This window comes from Streptomyces vilmorinianum (assembly GCF_005517195.1).
In the GTDB taxonomy this organism is placed as follows: Bacteria; Actinomycetota; Actinomycetes; order Streptomycetales; family Streptomycetaceae; genus Streptomyces; species Streptomyces vilmorinianum.
The window spans coordinates 3,945,210-3,963,229 of the sequence record NZ_CP040244.1; the positions used below are offsets into that span (position 1 = coordinate 3,945,210).

Genomic DNA, 18,020 nt, shown 5'->3' on the forward strand with positions numbered 1-18,020 from the left:
CGAGTGACCAGGACCTTTCAGACCGAGAAGACCGCGCTCGCCGATGTGGTGGCGATCCCCGTGACCCCGTTCGCCGAGGACGGCACGGTGGACACCGCCGCCCATCGCGCGCTGCTGCGCCGGCTGATCGACGGCGGCGTCCGGACGCTCACGCCGAACGGGAACACCGGCGAGTTCTACGCCCTCACTCCCGAGGAGCGCCGGCGCGTCACCGAGCTGACGGTCGAGGAGGCCGGCGACCGCGCCACCGTCCTGGTCGGTGTCGGCCACGACGTCCCGACCGCCGTGGCCGCCGCCCGGCACGCCCGGGAGGCCGGAGCACGGATGCTGATGGTGCATCAGCCCGTCCACCCGTACGTCTCCGAGGGCGGCTGGGTCGACTACCACCGGGCGATCGCCGAGGCCGTCCCCGAGCTCGGCATCGTTCCGTACATCCGCAACGCCCAGCTCCGCGGGGCGCGCCTGGCCGAGCTCGGCGCCGCGTGCCCGAACGTCATCGGGGTCAAGTACGCCGTCCCGGACGCGGCGCGCTTCGCCGCCTTCGCCCGCGACGCCGGTCTCGACCGCTTCGTCTGGGTGGCCGGGCTCGCCGAGCCGTACGCCCCCTCGTACTTCGCGAGCGGCGCCACCGGCTTCACCTCGGGCCTGGTCAACGTGGCCCCCTCGGTGTCCCTGGAGATGCTCGACGCGCTGCGCGCCGGCGACTACCCGACCGCGATGAAGGTGTGGGAGCGGATCCGGCGCTTCGAGGAGCTGCGGGCCGCCAACGGCGGCGCCGACAACGTCACCGTCGTCAAGGAGGCGCTGGCCGCGCTGGGTCTGTGCCGCCGCGACATCCGCCCGCCGAGCCGCGAACTGCCCGAGCCGGACCGCGCCGAGGTCGCCTCGATAGCCACCGGGTGGCAGTCATGAGCGACACCGCCCCGCACGCGGCGCAGCCGCCGGGCCCCCGCCGCCCCGAGGACCTGCGCAGTCACCGCTGGTACGGCACGGACGGGCTGCGCTCGTTCAGCCACCGCGCCCGGACCCGCCAGCTCGGCTATCTCCCCGAGGAGCACCTGGGCAAGCCGGTCGTCGCGATCCTCAACACCTGGTCCGACATCAACCCCTGCCACGTCCATCTGCGCGACCGCGCCCAGGCGGTGAAGCGGGGCGTGTGGCAGGCCGGCGGCTTCCCCCTCGAGTTCCCCGTCTCCACCCTCTCGGAGACCTTCCAGAAGCCGACCCCGATGCTCTACCGCAACCTCCTCGCCATGGAGACGGAGGAGCTGCTGCGCTCCTACCCCGTCGACGGCGTGGTGCTGATGGGCGGCTGCGACAAGTCGACCCCGGCGCTGCTGATGGGCGCGGCCTCGGTGGACCTGCCGACGGTGTTCGTTCCTGCGGGGCCGATGCTGCCGGGCCACTGGCGCGGTGAGACCCTCGGCTCCGGTACGGACATGTGGAAGTACTGGGACGACAAGCGGGCCGGTCTCATCGGGGACTGCGAGATGGCCGAGCTGGAGAGCGGGCTCGCCCGCTCCCCCGGTCACTGCATGACGATGGGCACGGCCTCCACGCTCACCGCCGCGGCGGAGACGCTCGGGGTGACGATGCCGGGCGCCTCCTCGATCCCGGCGGTCGACTCCGGTCACGACCGGATGGCGGCCGCCTCCGGGATGCGGATCGTCGAGCTGGTACACCAGGACCTGCGGCTCTCCCGGATCCTGACCCGCGAGGCGTACGAGGACGCGGTCGCCGCCGTCCTCGCGCTCGGCGGATCGACGAACGCGGTCATCCATCTGATCGCGATGGCCGGGCGCTGCGGGGTCACGCTGACCCTGGACGACTTCGACCGGATCGCCCGGACGGTTCCGGTGCTCGCCGATCTCCGCCCGGGCGGGCGGTATTTGATGGAGGACTTCCACTTCGCCGGCGGCATGCCCGCTTTCCTTTCCCGGCTCACGGATCTGCTCCATCTCGACCGGCCGACGGTCGCGCACCCCTCGATGCGCGAGCAGTTGGAGGGCGCCCTCGTGCACAACGAGGAGGTCATCCGGGAGCGCGCCCGTCCGCTCGCGGACGAGGGCGGGGTCGCGGTGCTGCGCGGCAACCTCTGCCCGGACGGCGCGGTGATCAAGCACATCGCCGCCGACCCTCGTCTGCTCAAGCACACGGGACCGGCCGTGGTCTTCGACGACTACCGCACGATGCAGCGGACCATCGACGACCCGGAGCTCGGGATCACCGCCGACCACGTCCTGGTCCTGCGGGGCGCCGGCCCCAAGGGTGGTCCGGGGATGCCCGAGTACGGCATGCTGCCGATCCCCCGCCACCTGCTGGAGCAGGGGGTGCGCGACATGGTGCGGATCTCCGACGCCCGGATGAGCGGCACCAGTTACGGCACCTGTGTGCTGCACGTGGCGCCGGAGTCGTACGTCGGCGGGCCGCTCGCCCTGGTGCGCACCGGCGACCTCATCACCCTGGACGTCGAGGCCCGGTCCCTGCATCTGGACGTCTCCGAGGAGGAGTGGGAACGCCGGCGCGCCGAGTGGACCGCCCCGCCCGCCCGTTACGAGCGCGGCTACGGCGCGCTGTACACCGAGCAGATCTCCCAGGCCGACACCGGCTGCGACTTCGCGTTCCTGGCCAGGCCGGGAACGACCCCGGACCCGTACGCGAGCTGACGCGCCCGGGCCCGGTCCCGCCCCTCGTTCCCCCTTGTTCGTGATGTCGAACACTGTCTGCGAAGCGCTTCGCGCCCGAGAACGGAGCCGCCGTCATGGCCACAGCCGTGACCGAACCGCCCCAGGCAGCCAAGGCCCCCAAGGCCTCCGGCCGCCGCACAGGAGCGGCACCACGCCGTCTGCCGTATCTGCTGATCGCCCCCGCCGCGCTGCTGATGCTGGGCTTCATCGCCTACCCCGTGCTCAGCGTCTTCTCCTACAGCCTGCAGCACTACAACCCGACCAAGCCCTGGCGCAACGGCTTCGCCGGCTTCGACAACTTCACCCGCATCTTCACCGACGACCCGCAGTTCTGGGGGACGCTGACCTTCAGCCTGAAGTGGGTCGCCGTCGAGGTGACCCTGCAGCTGCTGTTCGGGCTCGCGCTCGCGCTGATCGTCAACCAGACGTTCGTCGGCCGGGCCCTGGGCCGGGCGCTGGTCTTCTCCCCGTGGGCCGTGTCCGGGGTGCTGACCTCGGCGATCTGGGTGCTGCTCTACAACTCCCAGACCGGTATCACGCGTTACCTCGCCGATCTGGGCGTCGGGGAGTACGGCACGTCGTGGCTGTCGGACACCGCGACCGTCTTCCCCGCCGTGGTCGTCGCCGACCTGTGGCGCGGCGTGCCGTTCTTCGCGATCCTCATCCTCGCCGACCTCCAGTCCGTGCCGAAGGACCTCTACGAGGCCGCCGAGGTCGACGGGGCCGGCCGGCTGCGGCAGTTCCTGCACATCACGCTGCCGCACCTCAAGGACGCGATCATCCTCTCCACGCTGCTGCGCGCGGTGTGGGAGTTCAACAACGTCGACCTGCTCTACACCCTGACCGGCGGCGGCCCCGCGGGCGAGACGACGACTCTGCCGCTGTACATCGCCAACACCAGTGTCGACGCGCACAACTTCGGCTACGCCTCCGCCCTCACGACGGTGGCCTTCGTGATCCTTCTCTTCTGCTCGATGGTCTATCTGCGCCTGAGCAAGTTCGGAGGCGAGAGCAAGTGATCGTCCAGGACACCCGCACACCGGCCGGCCCGGCCGGTCCTCCCCCCGCCGCCGACGCCCCGCCGCCCGGGCGCCCGGCCAGGCCGGTACGCGGCAGGCGGCGCCGCGCCTGGGACGAGGTCCCCCGCCGGCAGATCTACCTCCCGCTCGGCGTCTATCTCGTCTTCACCCTCGTCCCCTTCTACTGGATCCTGCTCTTCGCGCTCCGCCCGGCCGGCTCGACCTCGCTCGTGCCATGGCCGATGACCACCGCGCACTTCGAGAAGGTGTGGACCGAGCGCGCCTTCGCCACCTTCTTCCAGAACAGCCTGCTCATCGGTCTCGCGACCCTGGTGACGACGACGGTGGTCGCGCTGGCCGGCGGCTACGCCCTGGCCCGCTTCGACTTCCGGATCAAGAAGGGCTTCATGCTGGCCCTGCTCTGCTCCCAGTTCGTGCCGGGCGCGCTGCTGCTCGTCCCGCTCTTCCAGATCTTCGCCGAACTACGCATGATCAACTCGCTGGGCAGCGTCATCATCGCGGAGACCGTCTTCCAGCTCCCGCTCTCCATGATCCTGATCAGCGGGTTCATCAGGAACGTGCCGTACTCCCTGGAGGAGGCCGCCTGGGTCGACGGCTGCAGCCGGTTCGCCGCGTTCCGGATCGTCGTGCTGCCGCTGCTGCGCCCCGGCCTGGTCGCCGTCGGCTCCTTCGCCTTCGTCCACTCCTGGAACCACTTCCTGTTCGCGCTGATGTTCCTCAGCAGCCAGGAGAAGCAGACGATCCCGGTCGGGCTCAACACCCTGATGGGCGCGGACAGCGTCGATCTGGGCGCGCTCGCCGCGGGCGGTGTGATCGCGGCCCTGCCCGTCGTCATCGTCTTCGCCTTCATCCAGAAGTGGCTGGTCACCGGCTTCAGCGCAGGGGCGGTGAAGGGATGAGCACGCACACCCCCTTCCCCGTCGTCCTCGCGGGCGCCCGCGGTCACGGCCGCTCCCACCTCGTCAACATCCTCCGGCTCGAACGGATGGGTCTTGTCCGGCTCGCCGGGATCTGCGAGCTGCGGCCGCTGGACGCCGCGGAGCTGGACGGCTTCGGCGCACCCGAGCAGTCCGCCGACTTCGACGCGCTGCTCGCCTCGACGGGCGCCCGGATCGCGATCGTCTGCACTCCGATCCAGACCCACACCGACCTGGCCCTGATCGCCGCCCGGCACGGAGCGCACCTGCTCCTGGAGAAGCCTCCGGCTCCGTCGTACGCCGAGTTCCGGCGGATGGCGGACGGGGTGGCCGCGGCCGGCGTGGCCTGTCAGATCGGCTTCCAGTCGCTCGGCTCGCACGCCGTCCCCGCGATCCGCGGGCTGATCGAGGACGGTGCGATCGGCGAGCTCCTCGGGGTCGGCGGGGCCGGGGCCTGGGTCCGTGACGAGGCGTACTTCCGGCGCGCTCCCTGGGCGGGCCGCCGGCGGCTCGACGGTGTCGACGTCGTCGACGGCGCGCTCACCAATCCGCTCGCGCACGCCGTCGCCACCGCGCTCGCCCTGGACGGCAGTACGCGCGCCGAGGACGTCGAGCACATCGAGACGGAGCTGCTGCGGGCCAACGCGGTGGAGTCCGACGACACCTCCTGCGTCCGCGTCCTGACCTCGCGTGGCACCCAGGTCAGTGTGGCGGCGACGCTGTGCGCCGAGAGGTCCTCGGAGCCGTACGTGGTCGTGCACGGCAGCCGGGGCCGGATCACCTTCTGGTACAAACAGGACCGGATGCTGCTCCAGCGGGCCGGGCACGGCCCGGAGGAGTCCCTCCACGGGGTGAGCGACCTCCTGGAGAACCTCGTCGCCCATCTCACCGACGGCGCCGACCTGCTCGTGCCGCCCGACGCGACCGGGGCTTTCATGCGGGTCGTGGAGGCCGTCCGGCTCGCGCCCGACCCGCGGGAGATCCCGGCCCACGCCTGGCGCACCGAGCCGGGCGAGAGCGCCCCGCGCCGGGTGGTACCCGGTGTCGACGGCCTGGTCGCGGCGAGCGCCGACACCCTCAGCCTCTTCTCCGAGCTCGATGCCCCCTGGGCCCTGTCCCCGAAGGCGGAATCCCGATGAATCCCCCGACGGTGCTGCGCTGCGCCGGCCGTACGGTCGCCCGGTACGTCCGCTCGCCCGACCTGGCGCCCGACCACTTCCCCCGTCCGTATCTGCATCCCGTCTCCACGCTCGCGGGCGTCACGGTCACCGAGGAGCTGCCCGAGGACCATCCGCACCACCTCGGGGCCGGTGTCGCCGTGCCCGACGTCGCCGGGTTCAACTTCTGGGGCGGACGCACCTTCGTCCGCGGCCAGGGGCCGACCGAGCTCGACAACCACGGCGTCCAGCGCCACGAGGGGTTCAAGCTCCGGGACCCGGACGGGTTCGTGGAGGAGCTCGGCTGGGCCGTCGGGGAGCGGGTCCTGCTCCGCGAGCACCGGACGGTCGCGGCCACCGCGCTCCACGACTCCGCCTGGGCGCTCGACCTCACGTTCTCGCTGGCCAACGTCTCGGGCGAGGAGCTCTCCTTCGGCAGCCCGGCCACCAACGGCCGGCCGGGCGCGGCCTACGGCGGCTTCTTCTGGCGCGCCCCGCTGGAGAGCGAGGTGCCGGAGGTCTTCGGTCCGGACGCGGACGGCGAGGCCGCGGCGCACGGCGCGCGGGCCGACTGGGTCGCGCTCGCGGGCCGGGGGTGGACGCTGGTCTTCGCCGGGGCGACCGAGGAGACCCGGCGCGATCCGTGGTTCGTGCGCGCCGCCGAGTACCCGGGGGTCGGCTCCTCGCTCGCCTCCGGTGAGCGGCTGGTGGTCGCGGCCGGCGGGACGGTGGTACGCCGTGTGGTCACCGTCGTCGCCGACGGGCGCCTCGACCGTGACGGGGCCGCGGCGCTCGTGCGCAAGGCGGTGACCGCGTGAGCGACACCGCGCGTACCGGTGACCTGGGCGACGGCACGTACCGCAACCCGGTCCTGGCCGCCGACTGGTCCGATCCCGATGTGCTGCGGGTCGGCGAGGACTACTACCTCACCGCGTCCAGCTTCGGCCGGGCCCCGGGGCTGCCGCTGCTGCACTCCCGCGACCTGGTCAACTGGACCCTGGTCGGCCATGCCCTGGAGCGGCTGCTGCCGGAGACGTCGTTCTCCTCGCCGCAGCACGACCGGGGGGTGTGGGCGCCGTCGCTGCGCCACCACGACGGCCGGTTCTGGATCTTCTGGGGCGACCCGGACCACGGGATCTGGCAGATCAACTCCCGTTCCGTACGCGGTGGATGGTCCACCCCGCAGCTGGTGAAGGCGGGCCGGGGCATGATCGACCCGTGCCCGCTGTGGGACGAGGAGACCGGCGAGGCGTATCTCGCGCACGCCTGGGCCAAGTCCCGCTCGGGCATCAGCAACCGGCTCACGGGCCACCGGATGAGCGCCGACGGCACCGAACTCCTCGACGAGGGCAAGACGATCGTCGACGGTGATCAGATCCCGGGCTGGTTCACCCTCGAAGGCCCCAAGCTGTACCGGCACGGCGGCTGGTTCTGGATCCTCGCCCCCGCCGGGGGCGTGGCCACCGGCTGGCAGGGCGCCTTCCGTTCGCGTGGCTTCTTCGGCCCGTACGAGGAGCGGGTCGTCCTGGAGCAGGACGGGACGGACGTCAACGGCCCGCACCAGGGCGGCTGGGTCCGTACCTCCCGGGGCGAGGACTGGTTCCTGCACTTCCAGGAGCGCGGCGCGTACGGCCGGGTGGTCCATCTCCAGCCGATGCGCTGGGACGGCGACGGCTGGCCGGTGCTCGGCGACGAGGGCGCCCCCGTCCTCGTCCACGCGAAGCCCGCGCTGCCGGCGCAGCCGCCGTCGGCCCCCGTCGCCGACGACGACTTCCCCGGTGGCCGCTTCGGACGGCAGTGGCAGTGGACGGCCAATCCCCGGGAGGGCTGGACGACCCTGCACTCCGCGGACGGTCTGCGGCTGAGCTGCGGCCGTACGGAGGAGAGCGACGACCTGCGCCGGCTGCCGCACGTCCTGACCCAGCGGATGCCCGCCCGCCCCTGCGTCGTCGAGGTCGAACTGCGCCTGGACGCCGAGGAGCCGGGCGCCCGCGCCGGGCTCGCGGTGCTCGGCGACGCGTACACCTGGATCGGGCTGCGGCGCGAGGCCGACGGCTCGGTCCGTCTGGTGCACCGTTTCGCGCCGGTCTCGGCCGGGCGGGAGCGGGACGCGGCCTTCGCGCGGCCCGCCCCCGAGGGCCGGGCCCGGCTGAGGATCGAGATCGGCGCGGGGGCCCGCTGCCGGTTCTCCGCCGACACGGGCGACGGCTTCACGCCCTCCGGCCAGGTCTTCGCCGCCACGCCGTGGCGCTGGGTCGGCGCCCTGCTCGGCCTGTTCGCGGCCGCCCCGACGGGCACGGGCCCCGTCGGCACCGCGGTCTTCACCACCTTCCGTATCACCCCGAGTGAGATTCCCCCGAGAGAAGAGAGCCGACGATGACCGTCTTCCGCAACGGGCGGCGCAGAGCCGCCGGCGCCCTCGCCCTGACCACCGTGCTCGCCCTGACCGTCACCGCCTGCGGCGACGACGGCAGCGGCGCCGCCGGCGACAAGGGCAACGAGGGTTCCGGCAAGGGCGAGATCACCTTCTGGGACAACAACGGCGGTGTCCGCACCGACATCTGGAAGGAGATCATCAAGGACTTCGAGACGGCGAACCCCGGCATCAAGGTGAACTACGTCGGGATCGCCTCGAAGGAGGTGCAGTCCAAGTACGACACCGCCATCCAGGGTGGGGGCCTGCCGGACGTCGGCGGCGTCGGGGCGGCGATGCTCGCCGGGATCGCGGCCCAGAACGCGCTGGAGCCGCTGGACGACCGGATCGCCGGCAGCTCGCTCAAGGGCAGGCTCAACGCGGGCATGCTCGACAGCGTCAAGAGCGCGGGTGGTCAGGGCAAGCTGTTCACGGTCCCGACCTCGGCGAGCAACGGTGTCCTCTACTACCGCACCGACCTGTTCAAGGCGGCCGGTCTGGAGGAGCCCAGCACCTGGTCGAAGTTCTACACGGCCGCCGACAAGCTGACGGCCAAGGACAAGAACAGGTTCGGCTACACCCTTCGCGGCGGCGCCGGTTCCATCGCCCAGGCGCTGGACGCGATGTACGGCCAGAGCGGCATCACCAGCTTCTGGAACGGGGACCGGACGACCGTCAACGACCCGAAGAACGTGGCGGCTCTGGAGCGGTACGTCGCGCTGTTCAAGAAGAACACCCCGGCGGCCGACGTCAACAACGACTTCACCAAGATGGTCGCGCAGTGGGACAGCGGCGAGATCGGCATGCTCAACCACAACCTGGGCTCCTACCAGGACCATGTGAAGGCGCTGGGCACCGAGAAGTTCCGCGGCATCCCCAACCCGACGCTGGACGACGGCACGCGGGTCATGGTGTCCAACCCCGTCGACGGCCTGGGGCTCTTCTCCTCCAGCAAGAACAAGGCGGCGGCCTGGAAGTTCATCGAGTTCGCCGTCTCACACCAGTCCAACAGCAAGTGGAACGAGTCGGCCGGCGCGATCCCGGCCAACACCGAGGCGGCCCGGGACGCCTGGATCCAGAAGGCCGAGCCGACCAAGCTCGCCGCCGAGGTGCTGTTCAGCGGCAAGGCCACCATCGTGCAGCTGCCGTACCACCTGCCCGACTGGAACACCATCTCCAAGGCCGACAACGAGCCCGGGTTCCAGAAGGTGCTGCTCGGCAAGTCCGGCGCCAAGGAGTTCCTGGACACGCTGGCCGAGCAGCTCAACGCGGCGCAGGCCGAGTGGAAGTCGCAGAACAAGTGACCGCCGCACCGACCCGCCGTCAGGTGGTCGCGGCCGCGGCGGGCCTCGCGCTCGCCCTGGCCGCGGCCCCGGCCGCGGCGCTCCCCCGAGGACATCACCGTATGCGCACGCTGTACATCGCCGGCGACTCCACCGCAGCTCAGAAGTACGCCGACGCCGCGCCCGAGACCGGGTGGGGCATGGCGCTCCCCTTCTTCCTCCACCAGGACCTCGCGGTCGCCAACCACGCGATCAACGGACGCAGCACGAAGAGCTTCCTCGACGAGGGGCGGCTCGACGTGATCCTGGAGGCGATCCGTCCCGGCGACCTCCTGCTGATCCAGTTCGGCCACAACGACCAGAAGATCACCGACCCCAGCCGCTACACCGAGCCCTGGACCACCTACCAGGACAACCTGCGCCGGTACGTCGCCGGGGCCAGGGAGCGCGGGGCGCGGCCCGTCCTCGCCACCTCCGTGGAGCGGCGGAGGTTCGACGCGAGCGGCACCGCCCTGCGGACCCTCGGGGAGTACCCGGCCGCGATGCGCGAGGTGGCCCGGGAGGAAGGGGTCGAGCTGCTCGACGTCCAGGAGCTGTCGCTGGCGCTGTGGCAGAAGCTCGGCCCGGAGACGACCAAGGCGTACTTCAACTGGACGCCGGCCGAGCAGGACAACACCCACTTCAACCCGCCGGGTGCGATCGCCGTCGCGCGGCTGGTCGCGGCCGAGCTGCTGCACACCCGCGTGCTCGGACCGAGCGACACGCGCCGACTCGACGAGGAGATCCCCACCCGGTGGATCACCTGGCCCGATGCCGAGGAGAGCCGAACGTGAGACGTCAGAACAAGCTGTGGCTGGTGGGCGCGACCGCGCTCGTCCTGAGCGTCACGGGCCCCACGGCCGGCGCCCATGCCGCATCCGATCCGGCCCGCGGGACGCTGCCGGCCGGGGACGGCTGGGCCTCGGAGGGCACGGGGACGACCGGGGGCGCGGCCGCCGACGCCTCGCGGGTCTTCACCGTCACGACCTGGGAGGAGTTCCGGGCCGCGCTCGAGACGCCCGGGACCGAGCCCAGGATCGTCAAGGTCGTGGGGACGCTGAACGCGACCGCCGCGGGCTGCTCGGCCTTCGAGGCGCCCGGCTACGACTTCGCCCGGTACCTCGCGGACTACGACCCGGCGGTCTGGGGGTACGAGAACGAGGTCAGTGGTCCGCAGGAGGATCTGCGGGCGGCCTCCGCCACGGCCCAGGGCAAGGCGATCAAGGTGAAGATCCCCGCCGACACCACGGTCGTGGGTGTCGGCAGGGACGCCGGAATCGTGGGCGGCAGCCTGCAGATCCAGGGCGTCGACAATGTCGTGATCCGCAACCTGACGGTCGAGAGCCCGCTGGACTGCTTCCCTCAGTGGGACCCGACCGACGGTGCGACAGGAGCGTGGAACTCCGAGTACGACAGCATGGTCGTGTACGGCTCCACGCATGTCTGGATCGACCACAACACCTTCACCGACGGTGCCCACCCGGACAGTTCGCTGCCCTCGTACTACGGCGAGATCTACCAGCAGCACGACGGGGAGCTGGACATCGTGCGGGGCGCCGACCTCGTGACCGCGTCCTGGAACGTCTTCGCCGACCACGACAAGACGCTGATGATCGGCAACAGCGACAGCGCGGGCGCCACCGACCGCGGCAAGCTGCGGGTCACCCTGCACCACAACCTCTTCAAGAACGTGATCGAGCGGGCGCCCCGGGTCCGCTTCGGCCAGGTCGACGCGTACAACAACCACTTCGTGGTCCCGGAGTCGGGCTATGTGTACAGCTTCGGCATCGGCCTGGAGTCGCGGCTGGTCGCGGAGAAGAACGCGTTCACGCTACCGGCCGGCATCGGCGCCGGGCGGATCCTGAAGAAGTGGAAGGACGCCCCGGTCACGACGGCGGGCAACCACGTCAACGGCCGGTCCGTCGATCTGCTCGCGGTCCACAACGCGCAGTTCCCGGGCGAGATCCTGCGCGAGGGCGCCGGCTGGACGCCGGTGCTGCGCGCCCGGGTCGACGTCCCGCAGGCGGTGCCCGGCCTGGTCGACCACTGCGCGGGCGCGGGCAAGCTGCACTGACCGGAGGCCGGGGCGGCCCCACCGGGGCCCCGTCCGGCCTCGCCGGCCCCGCCTCCCCTGTTCGTCCCGTGCGTTCCCTCCCCTCACCCAAGGAGCTTTGTCATGCCTTCGCCCAGCCGTCGGGCGCTGCTCACCGCGAGCGCCGGCGCACTGCTCTCCCTCGGTCTGGCCGCGGCGCCCGCCTCCGCCCGCCCCGCGGGGCCGTTCGGCCGCTTCGGCTCCCCCTCCGCCCGGCTCACCGAGCGCACCCTGTACGTCCATCCCGGCGGCCTCGGCGACCACACCACCGTGCAAGCCGCGGTGACCGCCGCGAGCGGCTCCGGCTGGACGCTGGTCCTCGCCCCCGGCACGTACCGCGAGACCGTCGCCGTCAGCCCCGCCCGTACGGACATGACCTGGCTCGGGGCGGGTGAGGACCCGCGTGACGTGGTCGTGGTGTACGACAACGCGGCCGGCACGACCCGTCCGGACGGCGGCACCTACGGCACGAGCGGTTCGGCGACCACCACCGTCCAGGCCGACGGGTTCACCGCGCGGGGGATCACCTTCGCCAACGACTTCCTCCGTACCGACCTCCCCGGGAACCCCGGCACCCAGGCCGTCGCGATCAAGGTCCAGGGCGACCGGTCCGCCTTCTTCCACTGCCGGTTCCTCGGCCATCAGGACACGCTGTACGCCGACTCGATGTCCCTGGCCGCCGTCGCCCGCCAGTTCTTCGCGCACTGCTACGTGGAGGGCGACGTCGACTTCGTCTTCGGCCGGGCCCGCGCGGTCTTCGAGCACTGCCACTTCCGGACGCTGCTGCGCCCGGACCTCGCGGCCGCCCCGCACGGCTTCGTCTTCGCCCCGTCCACGGCCCGCGGCAATCCGTACGGCTATCTGGCCACCCGCTGCCGGGTGACCAGCGAGGCCCCGGACGCCTTCTACAAGCTGGCCCGCCCCTGGGTGCCGAGCTCGGACACGACCGCGTGGCCGTCGCTCGTCGTGCGCGACAGCGTGCTCGGCCCGGGGATCGACGCCGTGGCGCCGTACGCGAACATGCGGGAGGCCTACCCCTGGCAGGCCCAGCGCTTCGCCGAGTACCGCAACACCGGTCCCGGCGCCGAGGTCACCGTCCCGGAGAACCGGCCCCAACTGACCCCGGACGAGGCCGAGTCGGCCACCAGGAGCACGTACCTCGGGGACTGGAACCTCACCCCCGTCCGCGCCTGACCCACGGATAAGGACCCGCACGTCATGTCTCGTCACGCAGCCACGCGCACCACGGCCGTCGCCCTCACCCTGCTCGCCACGACCGCCGGCCTCGGCGCCCTGGCCGGCCCCGCCCAGGCCGCCACCGTCGTCGTGTCCACCTCGGCCGCACTGGCCGATGCCGTCAAGAACGCCACACCCGGCACGGTCATCCAGGTCCGCGGCGGCACCTACTACCCGACCGCGACGCTCCAGTCCACCGCCGACGGCACCGCGAGCAGCCGCATCCATCTGCGGCCGGAACACCATCCGGACGATCAACGGCGGCGACTCCGGCTTCACGCTCACCGGAGACGCGACCAACGACAACACCGTCAGGAACCTGGACTCGTACGGGCATTACGACGCCGCCAACCACGGCGAGAACGCCGACGGTCTCGCCGTGAAGTACGGCTCGGGGACCGGCAATCTGATCACCGGCGCCCGGCTCTTCAACAACTCCGACGACGGCATCGACCTGTGGTCCTGGTCGAGCCCCCTGACGGTCGAGCACACCTGGGCCTTCGGCAACGGCAGGAACCGCTGGTCCGACACGGCCTTCGCGGGCGACGGCAACGGCTACAAACTGGGGGGTGACGGCGAGGTGGTGGCCCATGTCGTCAACAACTCGGCCGCCTGGGACAACGCGGGCAACGGCTTCACGGAGAACAGCAACAGGGGCGCGATCGTCATCAACCGCACGACGGCGTACGCCAACGGCAAGTGGGGCTACTACTTCGCCACGGGCGCCGCCCGGCTCGGCAAGAACCTCGCGGTGGGCAACGGCTCGGGCCTGGCCAACCGGGGCTCCTCGGTGGTCTCCGCGGGCAACAACTGGGACTCCGGGATCGCCACCCCGCCCTTCCTGAGCACCGACGCCACCACGGCGTACGGCGCGCGCAAGGCCGACGGCTCGCTGCCGGCGACGACGTTCCTGACGACCGGGTCGACCACCATCGGCTCGACGATGAACTGACCGGACCGGCGTCATGGGGAGAGATCTGGCCCCTCCCCATGACGCCCCGGTCAGACCAGCAGGTCGATGCAGTCGATCGCGGTGCCCGGGCTGAGGAACCCCGTCCCGGTCGAGCCGCTGACGATGTTCAGCTTCAGCACGTTGTACTGCCCCGGGTCCGTCTGCCAGGCGGAGGCGGGCACGCTGAAGGTGAACGTGTGGTTGTTGCCCCGGTAGGAGCCCGTGGTCAGCGAGCGGGTCGAGGGCTGCGTGGGCGGCGAGGGGATCGCCGACACCCAGTCGTTGACGGTCACCCGGGGCCGCCCGTTGATGTACGCGGTCGTCACGCCGACGCGCAGCGTGTGCGCGGCCGCGGCCTGGGCGGCCGTCAGCCGGAAGTACACCAGGATCCCGTCGTTGACGTCCTTCCACAGATAGCAGGGGAAGGAGGCGGACGGGTCCCCGGAGCCCAGGACGACGTTGCCGGTCCACGACGCCGCCCTGACGTCCGAGGGATGGGCGGTCGTCATCAGCTCGGCGTTCTTGAAGCCGCCCGGGGTGCCGTTCCAGTCGCCGATCCGCCAGATCGCCGGGGCGCCGCTCGGATCGCCCCCGATCGTGAGGGTGTTCAGCGCGACGGTCCCGCCGGCGGTGACCGTCACCGAACCGGTGTGGACGGCGAGTTCCCCCTTGTACACGGTCAGGGTGTACGTGCCCGGCAGCATGCCGCGGCAGGAGAACGCGCCCGTGCCCGCGGTCGCCTTGGTCCAGTACTGGGCGTCGGGGTTGGCGAACCCGACCGTGTACGGGTGGTTCGCGTCCATGCCCCTGAGGCCCACGCCCGCGATCCTGCCCCGCCCGGCGGCGCCGACCCAGCCGGCGATGCCGAGACCGTCCACCCACGCGGTGTCGTGGTTCGCCGCGAACAGGGCCGGATCGGGGGCGCCGCCGTCGGTGAAGGCGAGGACGTACGGGCCCTGGAGACCGAACCGCATCGGCTCGGTCTGCGACTGGTTGTAGTGCAGAATCTCGTAGAGCCCCACACCGCCCTCGTTGGAGTGCCGCAGCAGCGAGCGGTAGAAGGGGCCTCCGGAGGCCTTCTCGTGGTTGGAGCGGACCATCCACAGGCCGACCGTGCCCGTCGTGTATCCGACGTAGTCGTAGTCGGCGACGCGCACGCCGGAGTAGTGCTTGGAGCGGGTGTGTCCGTCGGACCGCCGCCAGACGTCACCTGCCTCGATGACGGTGTCCGCCGCCTCGACCCAGGAGTCCGGGCCCCCGCCCGGGAAGACGCCGGGCTTGAGGCGGGCGATGAAGCGGGTGGCGGTGAAGGAGGTGTCGGCCTTGTCGGTCCACAGATAGACGTTGTTCCGGCCGCTGCGGGCGGCGTAGTAGTGCCTCAGCGTGCCGTGGACGACGGTGACCAGGATCGTGGCGCCCACCTGGGAGAGGGTGACGGTCGAGGCGCCGAGGCCCGATTCGACGTGCGAGTGCTTGCCGCCGTAACCCTCGTACTCCTTGCCCCGGTGGACGAGGGAGGTGAGGTCGCCGGTCGACTTGGACACCTTGAAGACGAGCTGGGCGCCCGTGTCGATCACGTACTGGCTGCCGTCGTCGCTCCAGCCGAAGCCCGCGGCGGAGGCGGTGGGCGCGGCGGCCAGCAGGCCGCCGCCGGCGAGGACGGCGGCGGCACCGGCGGTGCCCGCGCCGAGGACGCTGCGGCGGGTGGGTGTCTTCCCCTGGTAGCTCATCGGATCCCTTCGGTGGAGGGCGCGGGGTGATTCCCCGCGCCCTCCGGTCGCCGCGGGCGGCCGAAGGGTTGCCGCCCTAGCGGGCCGAGTTCGTGAAGTCCCCGCGTACGGTGACCGGTTCACCGCCGCTGCCGGTCGTGGCGATGGTGAAGGCGTCTCCCGTGGCGTCGCGTTCCCCTTCGGCGTGGTTGTACTGGCCGGCGAAGACATGGCGTCCCGGCGGGACCGTGCGGCCCGGCTTCAGGGTCCAGCGGTAGACGAGCGCCGGGCCCTCCTCCCGTACCGTGACGGCGAAGTCCTCGGCGTCCCTGGTGCGCCAGTGGCCGGTGCTCGCGACGCCTCCGGTCTGGGCGATGCGCAGTTCGACGGTGAGGGTGCTCAGTCGGGTGGGGGTGTCGAGCGTCAGATTGCTCTGGGCCCACCAGCGGTTGCTGCCGGGGTCGACGGCGCCCGAGGCCCGGGGCGCGGGGAGGGGTGTCTGCGGCGGTGGGGCGGGCGAGACCGCCGGCGGATCGTCCCGGCCGGCCAGTTGGGCCGCCCCGAAGCCGCCGACGACCAGGAGCGCGGCGACGGAGGCCGCCGCGGCGAGGGCACGGGGCCAGGGAGCCGGCAGACGCCGGCGGTCGGCGGGGCCCTCCGGCGGCGCGGCGATGCCTCGCTCGACGCGGGCGAGGATGCGGGCGCGGTCGGGCCGGTGTGCCTCGGCCGCCTCGCGCAGCCGGCGGCGGATCGCGTCGTCGTCCATCAGTGCCTCCCGCCGAGCAGTTCCGTGGTGGCCCGGGGGCCGAGCAGCCGCTGCAGTTCCGCCATGCCCTTGGAGGTCTGGCTCTTGACCGTACCGACCGAGACGCCCAGAGCGAGCGCGGTGTCCCGCTCCGAGAGGTCGAAGGCGTGCCGCAGGACCACGCAGGCCCGCTTGCGGAACGGCAGGGCGCGCAGCGCGGTCTGTACGTCGACGACCACCGGTATGTCCGGGTCGTCGACGTGCTCGGAGCGCCGGTCCCAGAAGAGCGCGATCCGCCGGCGCTCCCGTACGGCGCCGCGGATGCGGCTGCGGACGAGGTTGGCGACGACGCCCCGGGCGTAGGCGACGGGGTGGTCCGCCGCGCGCACCCGGTCCCAGCGGTGCCAGAGCGCGACCATCGCGTCCGCCGCGAGGTCGTCGGCGCCGTCGACCTCCCCGGTCAACAGATGGGCGAGGCGGGCGAGTTCGGCGTAGTGGCGCTCGAAGAAGTCGTGGAACTCCGTCGCGGCGTCATCGACGGCTGTGACCACGGCGCGCTCTCTCGGTACGGCCGGACGTCGACGGCGCCGGGGCGGCGGCGGGTCCCGAGCTGGCCCGTACGGTCAGCTCCGGGGCGATCAGCACGGTGCCGGAGTCCTCCGTCCCGTCGAGGTGGGCGACGAGGCGTTCCACGGCGCGGCGGCCCATCTCCTGGGCCGGGACGCCGACGGAGGTCAGCGGTACGGATGCCTGCGCGGCCACCTGGGCGGCGCAGACCGCGACCACGGAGACGTCCTCGGGCACCGCGCGGCCCTGCTGACGCAGCAGGGCGAGGAGGGGTTCGACGGCGGCCTCGTTCTGGACGACGAGGGCGGTGGTGGAGGGGCGTTCCTCGAAGATCCGGCCGACGGTGGCCGTCACGGCGGCGTAGGTGCCCTCGCAGGGCCGGTGCAGCAGCCCGACGCCCCGCTCGTCCGCCGCGCCGCGCAGCCCCGCGAGGGTGCGCTCGGCGAAGCCGGTCCCCCGGGCGTAGACGGCGGGGGGCTCGCCGAGCACGGCGATCTGCCGGTGGCCGAGGTCGGCGAGATGGTGCACGCACCGCGCACCGGCCGCCTCGAAGTCGAGGTCGACGCAGCTCAGGCCGGTCGTGTCGGCCGGCAGTCCGATGAGCACGGCGGGCCGTTCGGCCTGCCGCAGGAACGGCAGCCGCGGGTCGTCGAGCTCCACGTCCATCACGATCATCGCGTCGGCGAGCGCGCTGCCCTCGACCCGGCGCACGGCCTCGGGCCCCTCCTCTCCGGTGAGGAGCAGGACGTCGTAGCCGTGGGCGCGGGCCGTGGTGGTGACGGCCATGGCGATCTCCAGCATCACCGGCAGATAGAGGTCGACGCGCAGCGGCATCATCAGGGCGAGGATCTGGGTCCGGCTGCTGGCCAGGGCGCGGGCGCCGGCGTGCGGCCGGTAGCCGAGCTCCTCGATGCTGCGCTGGATGCGCTCGCGGGTGGAGGCCGAGATGGACCGTTTGCCGCTGAGGACATAGCTGACCGTGCTGGCCGACACTCCGGCGTGGCGGGCGACATCGGCGAGGGTGACCATTCACTTCTCCGCGGCAGTTTCCGGGCGAGGCTGCGGAGCATGCCCGATGCCTCGCCCCGACCCTAAGCGGCAGCTCAGCGGCATGTCCAGACGGACGAGTCGCCGGACAGGCCCGGTGAACGGGTCTGTCCGGCCTCGTCGTACACGGAGCCGT

Annotated in this window: 15 protein-coding genes and 1 pseudogene; 12 read left to right on the top strand and 4 right to left on the bottom strand. The window is 72.1% G+C overall.

Annotated features, from left to right (window positions below; genetic code table 11):
* Positions 1–3 precede the first annotated feature (3 nt).
* The 12 genes and pseudogenes from FDM97_RS18560 to FDM97_RS18615 all read left to right on the top strand — a co-directional run bounded on the left by FDM97_RS18560 (position 4) and on the right by FDM97_RS18615 (position 13,816).
* Entirely contained in the window at positions 4–912 is a 909-nt protein-coding gene (locus tag FDM97_RS18560; protein WP_137991513.1) for a dihydrodipicolinate synthase family protein, read from the top strand.
* The gene (araD, locus tag FDM97_RS18565; RefSeq protein WP_137991514.1) at positions 909–2,666 is read left to right on the top strand and encodes an L-arabinonate dehydratase; all 1,758 of its coding nucleotides are present in this window, start codon (positions 909–911) and stop codon (positions 2,664–2,666) included. The genes FDM97_RS18560 and araD overlap by 4 nt, the downstream gene beginning before the upstream one ends.
* Positions 2,667–2,761: 95 nt before the next feature.
* A complete protein-coding gene (locus FDM97_RS18570) occupies positions 2,762–3,706 on the top strand; it encodes a carbohydrate ABC transporter permease (RefSeq protein WP_137991515.1) in 945 nt (314 codons plus the stop codon).
* On the top strand, positions 3,706–4,626 hold the full coding sequence (locus tag FDM97_RS18575; RefSeq protein ID WP_137994893.1) for a carbohydrate ABC transporter permease: 921 nt from the start codon (positions 3,706–3,708) through the stop codon (positions 4,624–4,626). Before FDM97_RS18570 ends, FDM97_RS18575 begins: the two co-directional genes overlap by 1 nt.
* Entirely contained in the window at positions 4,623–5,783 is a 1,161-nt protein-coding gene (locus FDM97_RS18580) for a Gfo/Idh/MocA family protein (protein ID WP_137991516.1), read from the top strand. The genes FDM97_RS18575 and FDM97_RS18580 overlap by 4 nt, the downstream gene beginning before the upstream one ends.
* A complete protein-coding gene (locus tag FDM97_RS18585; RefSeq protein WP_137991517.1) occupies positions 5,780–6,619 on the top strand; it encodes a DUF6807 domain-containing protein in 840 nt (279 codons plus the stop codon). The genes FDM97_RS18580 and FDM97_RS18585 overlap by 4 nt, the downstream gene beginning before the upstream one ends.
* Positions 6,616–8,181: a glycoside hydrolase family 43 protein gene (locus FDM97_RS18590; RefSeq protein ID WP_254705657.1), complete on the top strand. Its 1,566-nt coding sequence runs from the start codon at positions 6,616–6,618 to the stop codon at positions 8,179–8,181. The genes FDM97_RS18585 and FDM97_RS18590 overlap by 4 nt, the downstream gene beginning before the upstream one ends.
* Positions 8,178–9,518, top strand: a complete 1,341-nt coding sequence (locus FDM97_RS18595; RefSeq protein WP_137991518.1) for an ABC transporter substrate-binding protein — start codon at positions 8,178–8,180, stop codon at positions 9,516–9,518. Before FDM97_RS18590 ends, FDM97_RS18595 begins: the two co-directional genes overlap by 4 nt.
* Positions 9,515–10,330, top strand: a complete 816-nt coding sequence (locus FDM97_RS18600; RefSeq protein WP_432816228.1) for a rhamnogalacturonan acetylesterase — start codon at positions 9,515–9,517, stop codon at positions 10,328–10,330. Before FDM97_RS18595 ends, FDM97_RS18600 begins: the two co-directional genes overlap by 4 nt.
* Positions 10,327–11,610 carry a pectate lyase family protein gene (locus tag FDM97_RS18605; RefSeq protein WP_137991519.1) on the top strand — a complete coding sequence of 428 codons (1,284 nt, stop codon included), beginning with the start codon at positions 10,327–10,329 and terminating at the stop codon, positions 11,608–11,610. Before FDM97_RS18600 ends, FDM97_RS18605 begins: the two co-directional genes overlap by 4 nt.
* Positions 11,611–11,712: 102 nt before the next feature.
* A complete protein-coding gene (locus FDM97_RS18610; RefSeq protein WP_137991520.1) occupies positions 11,713–12,822 on the top strand; it encodes a pectinesterase family protein in 1,110 nt (369 codons plus the stop codon).
* A 24-nt stretch (positions 12,823–12,846) separates the two neighbouring features.
* A pseudogene (locus FDM97_RS18615) lies at positions 12,847–13,816 on the top strand (right-handed parallel beta-helix repeat-containing protein).
* Positions 13,817–13,866: 50 nt separating this feature from the next.
* Here FDM97_RS18615 and FDM97_RS18620 read toward each other — a convergent pair.
* From FDM97_RS18620 to FDM97_RS18635, 4 genes are all read right to left on the bottom strand, one after another.
* Positions 13,867–15,546 (bottom strand): rhamnogalacturonan lyase B N-terminal domain-containing protein, encoded by a 1,680-nt coding sequence (locus tag FDM97_RS18620; protein ID WP_137991521.1) that lies wholly within the window; start codon positions 15,544–15,546, stop codon positions 13,867–13,869.
* Between the two features lie 76 nt (positions 15,547–15,622).
* The gene (locus tag FDM97_RS18625) at positions 15,623–16,291 is read right to left on the bottom strand and encodes a hypothetical protein (RefSeq protein WP_137991522.1); all 669 of its coding nucleotides are present in this window, start codon (positions 16,289–16,291) and stop codon (positions 15,623–15,625) included.
* Positions 16,291–16,821, bottom strand: a complete 531-nt coding sequence (locus tag FDM97_RS18630) for a SigE family RNA polymerase sigma factor (protein WP_137991523.1) — start codon at positions 16,819–16,821, stop codon at positions 16,291–16,293. The genes FDM97_RS18625 and FDM97_RS18630 overlap by 1 nt, the downstream gene beginning before the upstream one ends.
* On the bottom strand, positions 16,802–17,866 hold the full coding sequence (locus FDM97_RS18635) for a LacI family DNA-binding transcriptional regulator (protein ID WP_137991524.1): 1,065 nt from the start codon (positions 17,864–17,866) through the stop codon (positions 16,802–16,804). The genes FDM97_RS18630 and FDM97_RS18635 overlap by 20 nt, the downstream gene beginning before the upstream one ends.
* Positions 17,867–18,020 lie beyond the last annotated feature (154 nt).

What these genes read in the sequence shown, in the direction of transcription:
- araD (WP_137991514.1), top strand. Translation starts at nt 909, where the DNA reads ATGAGCGACACCGCCCCGCACGCGGCGCAGCCGCCGGGCCCCCGCCGC.
- FDM97_RS18635 (WP_137991524.1), bottom strand. Translation starts at nt 17,866, where the DNA reads ATGGTCACCCTCGCCGATGTCGCCCGCCACGCCGGAGTGTCGGCCAGC.
- FDM97_RS18595 (WP_137991518.1), top strand. Translation starts at nt 8,178, where the DNA reads ATGACCGTCTTCCGCAACGGGCGGCGCAGAGCCGCCGGCGCCCTCGCC.
- FDM97_RS18610 (WP_137991520.1), top strand. Translation starts at nt 11,713, where the DNA reads ATGCCTTCGCCCAGCCGTCGGGCGCTGCTCACCGCGAGCGCCGGCGCA.
- FDM97_RS18570 (WP_137991515.1), top strand. Translation starts at nt 2,762, where the DNA reads ATGGCCACAGCCGTGACCGAACCGCCCCAGGCAGCCAAGGCCCCCAAG.
- FDM97_RS18580 (WP_137991516.1), top strand. Translation starts at nt 4,623, where the DNA reads ATGAGCACGCACACCCCCTTCCCCGTCGTCCTCGCGGGCGCCCGCGGT.
- FDM97_RS18620 (WP_137991521.1), bottom strand. Translation starts at nt 15,546, where the DNA reads ATGAGCTACCAGGGGAAGACACCCACCCGCCGCAGCGTCCTCGGCGCG.
- FDM97_RS18585 (WP_137991517.1), top strand. Translation starts at nt 5,780, where the DNA reads ATGAATCCCCCGACGGTGCTGCGCTGCGCCGGCCGTACGGTCGCCCGG.
- FDM97_RS18625 (WP_137991522.1), bottom strand. Translation starts at nt 16,291, where the DNA reads ATGGACGACGACGCGATCCGCCGCCGGCTGCGCGAGGCGGCCGAGGCA.